This is a genomic window from Pseudomonas brassicacearum, from assembly GCF_003732265.1.
Lineage (GTDB): Bacteria > Pseudomonadota > Gammaproteobacteria > Pseudomonadales > Pseudomonadaceae > Aquipseudomonas > Aquipseudomonas brassicacearum_D.
Genome location: NZ_MOBK01000008.1, coordinates 237,451 through 247,918 on the forward strand (window position 1 = coordinate 237,451; position 10,468 = coordinate 247,918).

At 58.6% G+C, this 10,468-nt stretch carries 11 protein-coding genes; 3 read left to right on the top strand and 8 right to left on the bottom strand.

The annotated features are described in order from the left end of the window. Positions 1-223: 223 nt before the first annotated feature. Both rpsI and rplM read right to left on the bottom strand, forming a co-directional pair. A complete protein-coding gene (gene rpsI, locus BK660_RS22115; RefSeq protein ID WP_002555064.1) occupies positions 224-616 on the bottom strand; it encodes a 30S ribosomal protein S9 in 393 nt (130 codons plus the stop codon). A 14-nt stretch (positions 617-630) separates the two neighbouring features. After that, positions 631-1,059: a 50S ribosomal protein L13 gene (gene rplM / locus BK660_RS22120; RefSeq protein WP_007905295.1), complete on the bottom strand. Its 429-nt coding sequence runs from the start codon at positions 1,057-1,059 to the stop codon at positions 631-633. 245 nt (positions 1,060-1,304) lie between these two features. Here rplM and BK660_RS22125 point away from each other — a divergent pair, with 245 nt between their 5' ends. Continuing rightward, the gene (locus BK660_RS22125) at positions 1,305-2,345 is read left to right on the top strand and encodes an NADP(H)-dependent aldo-keto reductase (RefSeq protein ID WP_123435084.1); all 1,041 of its coding nucleotides are present in this window, start codon (positions 1,305-1,307) and stop codon (positions 2,343-2,345) included. A 137-nt stretch (positions 2,346-2,482) separates the two neighbouring features. Here BK660_RS22125 and BK660_RS22130 read toward each other — a convergent pair whose 3' ends face one another. Then, the gene (locus BK660_RS22130) at positions 2,483-3,619 is read right to left on the bottom strand and encodes an acyl-CoA dehydrogenase family protein (protein ID WP_123435085.1); all 1,137 of its coding nucleotides are present in this window, start codon (positions 3,617-3,619) and stop codon (positions 2,483-2,485) included. A gap of 243 nt (positions 3,620-3,862) precedes the next feature. Here BK660_RS22130 and BK660_RS22135 point away from each other — a divergent pair, with 243 nt between their 5' ends. After that, positions 3,863-4,759, top strand: coding sequence for a GlxA family transcriptional regulator (locus BK660_RS22135; protein WP_185045179.1), 897 nt, complete (start codon positions 3,863-3,865; stop codon positions 4,757-4,759). Positions 4,760-4,959: 200 nt separating this feature from the next. On the opposite strand, the gene zapE is transcribed toward BK660_RS22135, so the two are convergent. The 3 genes from zapE to BK660_RS22155 all read right to left on the bottom strand — a co-directional run bounded on the left by zapE (position 4,960) and on the right by BK660_RS22155 (position 8,155). Continuing rightward, complete coding sequence (zapE, locus tag BK660_RS22145) at positions 4,960-6,054, bottom strand: cell division protein ZapE (protein WP_123435087.1); 1,095 nt, start codon at positions 6,052-6,054, stop codon at positions 4,960-4,962. A 91-nt stretch (positions 6,055-6,145) separates the two neighbouring features. Then, positions 6,146-7,501 carry a tryptophan--tRNA ligase gene (locus BK660_RS22150; RefSeq protein WP_123435088.1) on the bottom strand — a complete coding sequence of 452 codons (1,356 nt, stop codon included), beginning with the start codon at positions 7,499-7,501 and terminating at the stop codon, positions 6,146-6,148. A 24-nt stretch (positions 7,502-7,525) separates the two neighbouring features. After that, entirely contained in the window at positions 7,526-8,155 is a 630-nt protein-coding gene (locus BK660_RS22155; RefSeq protein WP_123435089.1) for an alpha/beta hydrolase, read from the bottom strand. 144 nt (positions 8,156-8,299) lie between these two features. On the opposite strand from BK660_RS22155, the gene BK660_RS22160 reads away from it, so the two are divergent. After that, positions 8,300-8,734: a Z-ring associated ZapG family protein gene (locus BK660_RS22160; RefSeq protein ID WP_123435090.1), complete on the top strand. Its 435-nt coding sequence runs from the start codon at positions 8,300-8,302 to the stop codon at positions 8,732-8,734. Positions 8,735-8,988: 254 nt separating this feature from the next. Here the strand turns inward: BK660_RS22160 and BK660_RS22165 are convergent, their stop codons facing one another. Both BK660_RS22165 and BK660_RS22170 read right to left on the bottom strand, forming a co-directional pair. Further along, the gene (locus tag BK660_RS22165) at positions 8,989-9,696 is read right to left on the bottom strand and encodes a YiaD family glycine zipper/OmpA-like lipoprotein (RefSeq protein WP_123435091.1); all 708 of its coding nucleotides are present in this window, start codon (positions 9,694-9,696) and stop codon (positions 8,989-8,991) included. Between the two features lie 103 nt (positions 9,697-9,799). After that, entirely contained in the window at positions 9,800-10,444 is a 645-nt protein-coding gene (locus BK660_RS22170) for an MBL fold metallo-hydrolase (protein WP_123435092.1), read from the bottom strand. Between the last annotated feature and the right edge of the window lie 24 nt (positions 10,445-10,468).

Below are 10,468 nucleotides of genomic sequence, written 5' to 3' on the forward strand. Positions count from 1 at the left end.
ACTAAGTAAATCTATGTACTTATAAAAATTTTGCCGAATGGTAATGAAAAGCCCCAATTCTGACAAGGTAATTACCCAAGGGCTCCACTGCCAAGCCTTGCAGTATAGGGGCTCTACGGCTGTGGCAAGTTGTCACAGCGCAATTCTTTGATAAATCGCACGCATAAAAAAACGCCCAGCTCCGTGAGGAGGCTGGGCGTTCTTTTTTGAACGTGAAAGCGAATTAACGCTTCGAGTACTGCGGACGCTTACGCGCTTTACGCAGACCGACTTTCTTACGTTCAACTTCACGAGCATCGCGAGTAACGAAGCCAGCTTTGCGCAGAGCGCCACGCAGGGTTTCGTCGTACTGCATCAGTGCGCGAGTGATACCGTGGCGGATTGCGCCAGCTTGACCACTTACACCACCACCGATCACGGTGACGTAGATGTCGAACTTCTCGACAGTCTCAGTCAATTCCAGCGGCTGACGAACTACCATGCGGGCAGTTTCGCGGCCGAAGAAATTATCCAGCGAACGGTTGTTGATGGAGATGTTACCAGTACCCGGACGCAGGAAAACGCGTGCGGTTGCGGTCTTGCGACGGCCAGTGCCGTAATTTTGAGTCGCCGACATAATGAACTATTCCGTTAAAACTTCAGTTCTTGGGGCTGCTGAGCAGTATGAGGGTGTACAGCGCCCGCATAGACTTTCAGCTTACGATACATGTCGCGACCCAGCGGGTTCTTAGGCAGCATGCCTTTGACCGCGGTCTCGATCACGCGCTCAGGGGCTTTAGCGATCAGCTTTTCGAAGTTGATCGACTTGATGCCGCCCGGGAAACCGGAGTGGGAGTAGTAGATTTTGTCGGTGGTTTTAGCACCGGTTACACGAATCTGCTCGGCATTGATAACGACGATGTAATCGCCGGTGTCAACGTGAGGAGTGTACTCAGCTTTATGCTTGCCACGCAGACGGCTCGCGATTTCGGTGGCCAGACGACCCAGGGTCTGACCTGCAGCGTCGACGACAAACCAGTCGCGCTGTACTGTTTCCGGTTTAGCAGTAAAAGTTTTCATTCTTTATAGCCTCAGGGGCCGCCCTGTAAATTAGACGGCGGATCTTACTGAATAGTGCGTACTTTGACAAGTCAAAGGCAGCCGGATACAGACGCTTTCGGGGGCTCGGGTCGGCGCGTCCGTTCAACGGCAAGATTCTTCGGCGGCGGCGCATCACTTCCACTGCAGAAAGAGGTGCGCAATTATGCAGATTGCGAAAAATAATTCAACCTGCTTTTATGATTGTTTTGCCCAAGGAGTACCTGATGGACTATCGCCAGCTAGGCAGAACCAATCTGAACGTGAGCGCCATCTGCCTCGGAACCATGACCTGGGGCGAGCAAAACAGCGAGGCTGAAGCCTTCGCGCAGATTGAACGGGCCAAAAGTGCCGGGATCAATTTCATCGACACGGCCGAGATGTACCCGGTGCCGCCCAAGGCCGAAACCTACGCCACCACCGAGCGCTACATCGGCAATTACTTCAAAAGCCGCGGCGATCGCGCCGACTGGATTCTCGCCAGCAAGATCGCCGGCCCGGGCAACACCATCGACTACATCCGCGACAAAAACCTGCGTCACAACCGCCAACACATCACCGAAGCCGTGGATGCGAGCCTGAAACGCCTGCAAACCGACTACATCGACCTTTACCAACTGCACTGGCCGGAACGCAGCACCAACTTCTTCGGCCAGCTGGGTTACAAGCACAAGAGCGAAGCCAACCTCACGCCGCTGGAAGACACCCTCGAAGCGCTGGACGAACAGGTCAAGGCCGGCAAGATCCGCCACATCGGCCTGTCCAATGAAACGCCGTGGGGCACCATGCGCTTCCTCGCCCTGGCCGAAGCCCGTGGCTGGCCACGCGCCGTGTCGATCCAGAACCCGTACAACCTGCTCAACCGCAGCTTCGAAGTCGGCCTGGCAGAAATTGCCATTCGTGAACAATGCGGCTTGCTCGCGTATTCGCCGCTGGCGTTCGGTTTCCTGTCGGGCAAGTACGAAGGTGGCGCGCGCCCACCAAAAGGCCGCCTGAGCCTCTACAGCCGCTTCAGCCGCTATTTCAACCCACAGTCGGAAGCAGCATGCAGCCGTTACGTGGCACTGGCCCGTGAACACGATCTGGACCCGGCGCAGATGGCGCTGGCATTCGTGACTCAGCAACCGTTCGTCACCAGCAACATCATTGGCGCGACGACGATGGAGCAACTAGAGAGCAATATCGCCAGCTTCGAGCTGAAGCTGTCGGATGAAGTGCTGGAGGGGATTGAGGCGATTCACAAGGATCACCCGAACCCTGCGCCTTGATCGCCTGATAAAAAGCCTTCGCGAGCAAGCCCGCTCCCACATTCGACCGCATTCTTATGAGAGAACTCGGTTAAATGTGGGAGCGGCGGTGCGACGACTCGACTTGCTCGCGAAGGCGTCAGTCCAGTCACCGCAAATTACAGCGACCGCGCAATAATCTCCTTCATGATTTCATTGGTCCCCGCATAAATCCGCTGCACTCGCGCATCTGCCCACGCCCGGGCAATCGGGTATTCCCACATAAATCCATAGCCGCCATGCAGCTGCACGCACTCGTCGAGCACCTTGCATTGCAGGTCCGTGCCCCAATACTTGGCCATCGCCGCCGTCGGCACGTCCAGCTTGCCTTGCAGGTGCAGTTCCAGGCAGCGGTCGACGAAGACCCGGCCAATCTGAATCTCGGTCGCCATCTCCGCCAGTTTGAAGCGAGTGTTCTGGAAATCGGCAATCGCCTTGCCGAACGCCTTGCGCTCACGGGTGTAGTCCAGCGTCCATTGCAGTGCAGCTTCTGCCGAAGCAAGCCCGCCGATGGCCACGGTGAGGCGCTCTTGCGGCAACTCCTGCATCAGGTAAGCGAAGCCCATCCCGGCTTGCCCCAACAGGTTCTCCTTGGGTACCCGAACGTCCTGGAAGAATAGTTCCGACGTGTCCTGGGCCTTCATCCCGACCTTTTCCAGACGCTTGCCCTTGTCGAAACCGGGGGTGTCGGCCTCGACCAGAAACAGGCTGGTACCCTTGGCGCCAGCCTTCGGATCGGTCTTGGCCACCACGATCACCAGGTCCGCCAGAAAGCCGTTGGTGATGAAGGTTTTCGAACCGTTGATGACGTACTCGTCGCCATCCAGCACCGCCGTGGTCTTCACCCCTTGCAGGTCGGAACCGGCCCCCGGCTCGGTCATGGCAATCGCCGTAACCATCTCGCCGGACACCAGTTTCGGCAGGTACTTGTGCTTCAGCGCCTCACTGCCGTAATGCAGGATGTACGGCGCCACAATGTCCGAATGCAGGGAAAAACCGATCCCGGTCAACCCCAGGCGCCCGACCTCTTCGATCACCACCGCGCTGTACAAAAAGTCTGCGCCCAACCCGCCGTATTCCTCCGGCAGATGCGAACACAACATCCCCGCCTCCCCTGCCTTGTTCCAGAGTTTGCGGTCGATATAGCCTTGTTTTTCCCATTGCGCATGGAACGGAACAGCCTCTTTTTCCAGGAACGTTCGCACGCTGTCGCGGAAAAGTTCGTGCTCGGAACTGAACAAGGTTCTGGGGATCATGCGGCACCTGTGGTTATTGTTAGAGGAATGGCCCCTCAGAGACTAAGCCTCACATCCGACACAGGACACTGGACACATCAGACAAAAAATAAGACGATCCAGCCGTTTGATGACCACTTTCCCTTATAAAAATAAAGTTGAATTATGTCTAAGCAAGTCTCCACGCCCCTGCGGCGCGTCAGCATCCTGGCGATCGACCGGGTTTTCGCTTCCACCCTCCTGCAAGCCAAAGATTTCTTCCATCTGGCCAGCCTGCGCTATGGGAAACAGTTGGGCCAGGGCCTGACGCCAGCGTTTGAAACCCGGTTGGTCAGCCCCGACGGCAAGCCGGTGAACAGCTTCAGCGATGTGATCATCCCGGTAGACGGCGGCCTGGAAAACGCCGACATCATCATCCTCCCCGCCTTCTGGGACGACTTCGAGACGCTCTGCAAACGTTATCCACAGGTCCTGCCATGGCTGCGCGAGCAACATGCCCGCGGTGCGGTGTTGTGCGGTGAAGCAACCGGGGTGTTCTGGCTCGCCGAAGCCGGCCTGCTCAATGGCAAGGAAGCGACCACGTACTGGCGCTTCTTCAACGCGTTCGCCGAGCGCTACCCACAGGTTCAGCTGAATCAGGACAAGCACCTGACCGACGCCGACAACCTGTATTGCGCCGGTGGCACCACGTCGGCCTGCGACCTCTATATCTACCTGATCGAGCGCTTCTGCGGCGCCAACGTATCGCAGGCCGTGGCGCGGGATATCCTCTACGAAGTCCAGCGCAGCTATTCCCCGGGTCGGATCGGTTTTGGCGGCCAGAAGCTGCACCAGGACGTGATCATCCTGCAGATCCAGCACTGGCTCGAAGAGCACTTCGCCGACAAATTCCGCTTCGAAGACGTCGCCCGCGAACACGGCATGAGCATCCGCAATTTCATGCGCCGCTTCCAGACCGCGACCGGCGACAAGCCGCTGCATTACCTGCAACGCCTGCGCATCGAAACCGCCAAGGGCCTGCTGTCCGGCAGCCGCAAGAGCATCAAGACCATCAGCTATGAGGTGGGTTACGACGATGCGAGCTTCTTTGCGCGGCTGTTCCGCCAGCACACCGAGTTGTCACCGAACCAGTATCGGCAGCAGTTTCAGCAGGCCGCGTAAACCTTAGAGCCCATCACAATCCAAATGTGGGAGCGGGCTTGCTCGCGAAAGCGATATGTCAGTCGACATCAATGTTGAATGTCAGACCGCATTCGCGAGCAAGCCCGCTCCCACATTGGATCTGCGCTGGATTCGAGGTCTGTTCAAGGCATAAAAAAAGGGCCTGCAAATGCAGGCCCTTTTTTTGTTTCCGAATCGTCCTACGGCTTATGCGCCCGGGACAGGAATTCGTGCGACTGCATTTCCAGCAGACGGCTGAGCGTGCGCTGGAATTCGAAGTTCAGGCGACCGCCGGTGTAGAGGTCTTTGAGCTCGACTTCGGCGGAAATGATCAACTTTACGTTACGGTCGTAGAACTCGTCGACCATGTTGATAAAGCGACGGGCGATGTCGTCGGTGGTGACGCTCATCTGCTCGACACCGCTGAGCAACACGGCGTGGAAGATCTTGCCCAGTTCGATGTAATCGTTCTGGCTGCGCGGGCCGTCGCACAGTTCGCGGAAGTCGAACCAGGCCACGTCATCACACGTACGTACCGCGCGGATGGCGCGATTCTCGATCATCAGCACGTCGTTCTCGACCGCGGCCGTGCACTCCGGCGTCAGCGCACGGAAGCTCTTGCGCAGGCTTTCCTCAGCGGCTTCGTCCAGCGGGAAGTGGAACAGCTCTGCTTGCTCAAGATGACGCAGACGGTAATCGACGCCGCTGTCGACATTGACGATGTCGGTGTTCTGCTTGATCAGCGCGATGGCCGGCAGGAAGCGCGCGCGTTGCAGGCCGTCCTTGTACAGACCGTCCGGCACGATGTTCGAGGTCGCGACCAGGGTCACGCCATTCTTGAACAGCTCTTCCATCAGCGTGCCGAGAATCATCGCGTCGGTGATGTCGGAGACGAAGAATTCATCGAAGCAGATCACTCGCGACTCGTCGGAGAAACGCTTGGCGATGATGGTCAGCGGGTTCTTTTCGCCGCCAAGGGTCTTCATCTCTTCGTGCACACGCTTCATGAAGCGGTGGAAGTGAGTCCGGGTCTTTTCCTTGAACGGCAGCGCTTCGAAGAAGGTGTCGACCAGGTAAGTCTTGCCGCGACCCACGCCGCCCCAGAAGTACAGGCCCTTGACCGGCGCCTGCTCTTTCTTGCCAAACAGTTTGCCGAACAGGCCCGGCTTGCTCTGCGAGGCCGCGACCAGATCGTCGTACAGACGCTGCAAATGGCGCACGGCAGTTTCCTGCGCGGCATCATGGAAGAATTCCGGGCGCTTCAGATCAGCTTGATATCGTTCTAGGGGCGTCATAATTCGTTAGCAAGGCAACAAAAACGGGCCGTCACTGTAGCGACGGCCCGGGGGAATGGCAATCGGCCCTTGGTCGGGTCGAGCCGCTGATTTATTCCTGAACCGGCGTCAACGCGACGCGCAGGGCGTCGATGGCGACGTCACGCGCGGTGCTGTCGACGAATGCCGGGCTGTCTGCCACGCACTCACCTTCCAGCCAGACGCTGAAGTTCAGGTCTTCGCTGCGCACGTCCAGAGGCTGGCCCGCTTGCAGTTGCTTGGTCACTTGCCCGGCGGTTTTGCCGTCGGCGAAGTTGCGCGACAACAGCAGTTGCTCGCCATCGGCTGCCAGCAGACGGAAGCGGAAACTGCCGTCGTCTTCACGGAAGCTGACAAAACGTGCGGCTTTCGCGGCTTTTTTCTTGGTGGTGGCGGCGACTTGAGTCTGCGCCACGAAAGAACGCAGGCCGACCGCTTCACGCAGTTCGTTGAGGAACGGCGTCGCGACTGCACGGGCTTTTTTGGCGCCCACTTGCAGCATGTCTTCCAAGTCCGCCGGGCGTTCGATCAACTGGTGATAACGCTCGCGGGACTCGCCCAGCTCGCTGTCCAGCAACTGGAACAGGCGATTCTTCGCCTCACCCCAACCCAGGCCCTGCAACAGTTCGCTGCGGAATTCATCGGACTGAGCCGGCGTAGCAAACGCCTGGAACAAGGTGAACAGGTGCGAGTTGTCCGGGTCCTTGGCTTCGCCCGGCGCGCGCGAGTCGGTGACGATCCGCGAAATGGCGTCCTTCATCTCTTTGGCGCTGCTGAACAACGGGATGGTGTTGTCGTAGCTCTTCGACATCTTGCGACCGTCGAGGCCTGGCAGTGTGGCAACGCTTTCTTCAATCAGCGCTTCAGGCATGGTGAAGAATTCTTTGCCCTGACCGAACAGATGGTTGAAACGCTGGCCGATGTCGCGGGCCATTTCGACGTGCTGGATCTGGTCACGACCGACCGGCACCTTGTGCGCGTTAAACATCAGAATGTCCGCCGCCATCAGCACCGGGTAGCTGTACAAGCCCATGGTGATGCCGGCGTCCGGGTCTTCGCCGGTCTCGACGTTCTTGTCCACCGAAGCCTTGTAGGCATGGGCGCGGTTGAGCAGGCCCTTGGCGGCTACGCAGGTCAGCAGCCAGGTCAGCTCGGGGATTTCCGGGATGTCGGACTGGCGGTAGAACGTCACGCGGTCCACATCCAGGCCACCGGCCAGCCAGGTCGCGGCGATTTCCAGACGCGAGCGCTGGATGCGCAGCGGGTCATCGCATTTGATCAGGGCGTGGTAGTCGGCCAGGAAGTAGAACGAATCGGCATTGCTGTCACGGCTGGCAAGGATCGCCGGGCGGATGGCGCCGGCGTAGTTGCCCAGGTGCGGCGTGCCGGTGGTGGTGATGCCGGTGAGGATACGGGTACGAGTCGTCATGGGTAATCGCTTGTCAGACTGCAATCAATTCGAAAGACGCGGCAGGATCAGATCCTTGAGATCGGTCAGCTTGCCATGAAAAAAGTGTCCGCATTCTGCCACTTTCAGCAGCTCATGGGGACGCTCGAGTTTTTCGGACCAGTCATAGACGGCTTGCGGGTCGATCACTTCGTCGGTTTCCGGCTGGATCAGGGTCAACTCGCCGTGTTGCGGCAGTTGATCCTGATCGCCCAGACGCATGACAGCGGGCGCGACCATGAACACATGTTTCAGCTGTTCGCCCTTGGCTTCCAGGCGTCCGCCGAGACTGGCAGCAACAAAACCGCCGAAGGAGAAACCAAACAGGGTCAGTGGCAAATCCGGATGTTTTTCCCGCAGCCATTCGGCAACCGCCTGGGCGTCGTCGACTTCACCAGTGCCCATGTCATGGGTACCTTCGCTGGCACCGACGCCACGGTAATTGAACCGCAAGGTAATCAAACCGGCGTCGCGCGCGGTACGCTGCAGGGTCGAGACCACTTTGTTGAGCATGGTGCCGCCTTGCACCGGGTTCGGATGGCAGATCAGCGCGATGCCGCGTGGCTGCTCATTATCCAGGTACAAAGCTTCCAGTTGACCCACCGGGCCATCAATCACTACAGGGGTTTCGCGCATAAGCAAGGAAGGAACTCCGTGACCTCGAATCGGGTCGACTCGTCTAGCAAATTGTCTGTGCCAATCTATTGCGAGTGAATCGCGGTATACAGCGCAGGTTCGAGCCGTTAACGTAAAGCAAAGCCGTTTATAGAGGAAGGACTCGTGGAACACTCGCTCTTAGTTTGGTTGTTACCGACTCTTGCCCTGGTTGTGGGTGTCGCCATTGGATTCCTGATCGCTCGCTTGGTGCCGAATGCCGCGCCGAGCAGCACGCAACGTCAGCTGGACGACATTCAGGAACGTTTCGACAGTTATCAGAACGAGGTGGTGACCCACTTCAACAGCACTGCCACCCTGGTCAAGAAGCTGACTCAGAGCTATCAGGAAGTGCAGGATCACCTCGCCGAGGGCGCCAACCGCCTGGCCCTGGACGAGCAGACTCGCCAACGCCTGCTGGCCTCGCTGCACGCCGACGCGGCCGTAGCCCCACGTGAACGCCTGACGCCACCGCGCAACCAGGAGCCGCCTCGCGACTACGCACCCAAATCCCCGAACGCACCGGGCATGCTCGATGAGCATTACGGCCTGAAGAAGTAATCAGGTTTCGCGCAGTATAAAAGCCCTCGGACGAGTGATTGTCCGGGGGCTTTTTTGTTCTGGAGGTGCGGTGTCTGTTCTGGCCCCTTCGCGAGCAGGCTCGCTCCCACAAGGGGAACGCGATCAATTGTGGGGGCGAGCCTGCTCGCGAAGGGGTTAGAACGGATGACACAAAAAAGCCCGCCCGATCTGTTGAGGATCGGGCGGGCTTTTTTTACGCCTGGGGTTCAGTCAGGTTGGTAAAGGTAAAACGGTTATTGCTGAGGATATTGCTGACCCGGAATCGCTTTCAAGTTGACTTCAACGCGGCGGTTCTGTGCCCGACCATTGGCATCACCGTTGCTGGCAATCGGGTTATCGGGGCCGGCACCGCGAGCCGACAGGTTGGCACCGCTCACGCCTTGCGACGTCAGGTAGGTCGCCACGCTCTGCGCACGACGTTGGGACAGGTCCATGTTGTGCTGACGCGCACCGGTGCTGTCGGTATAGCCGACGATCTCGATCTGGTTCTGGTTGAACTCCTTGAGCGAGCCCGCCAGGTTGTTCAACGGCTGATAGAAACTTGGAGCGATGTTCGCCGAATCGGTGGCAAACGTGATGTTGCCCGGCATGATCAGCTTGATCTGATCGCCCTGGCGCTGCACTTCAACCCCGGTGTTGGCCATGCTGGCGCGCAGCTTTTTCTCTTGCTGGTCGGCGTAGTAACCGTAACCGGCGGCGGAAGCACCCACCACCGCTGCGCCGATCAGCGCGCCCTTGCCACGGTTATCGTGGTTGATCGCGGCACCGGCCAAAGCACCCGCCAAGGCACCGAGACCACCGTATTTAGCGGTTTTGCTCATGCCTTCGGAGCCGGTATCAGCCTGCCCCTGAGGCTGGCCATTGTAAGGGTTGGGCGAAGCACAGCCAGACAGCAAGGCCACTGCGGTAGCGACAATAATCAAAGGACGCATGGTGAACATTAAGAGCTCCTACTTTTTGCATTCTGTGGTGCAACGGACTTAAGCATTGGACCTTTGCGGGCGTTGGATCGTCGCGCCGGTCAAAAATTCCCTGTGTTACAAATCAGGCCCGCACGAACGGGTTCTCGCGCATTTCATCGCCCAGACGCGTGTCCGGACCGTGCCCGGTGACCACGGTCGCTTCTTCGTCGAGGGTATACAGCCGCTGCTTGATCGACCGCACGATGGTCGCCTGGTCGCCGCCCCACAAATCCGTGCGCCCTACCCCGCGCCGAAACAGCGTGTCACCGGCTATCAGCAGCTTGGCCTCTGAAAACCAGAAGCTCATGGAACCTGGCGTATGCCCTGGCGTGTGGATCGCCACTCCGCAACCGCAGGCGAGTTCTTCGTCATCGGCCAGCCAACGATCCGGCGATGGCACCGGCGTGTAAGGCACACCGAACATCTGGCATTGCATCTCCAGGTTGTCCCAGAGGAACTGATCTTCTTTGTGCAGGTGCAAGGTCGCGCCGGTTTTCTCCTTCAACTGACCGGAGGCCAGGAAGTGATCCAGGTGCGCGTGGGTGTGAATGATGCTGACCACCTTCAAGCCCAAGGCATCGAGGCGCGCCAGGATCAATTCATGATTGCCGCCCGGGTCAACCACGATCGCTTTTTTGCTGATCGGGTCGCCGATGATGGTGCAGTTGCACTGCAACGGGCCGACGGGGAAGGTTTCGCGGATCAGGGCGGGGCTTGTCACGGTCATGGGAAATCGATGGCCTGTATTAGA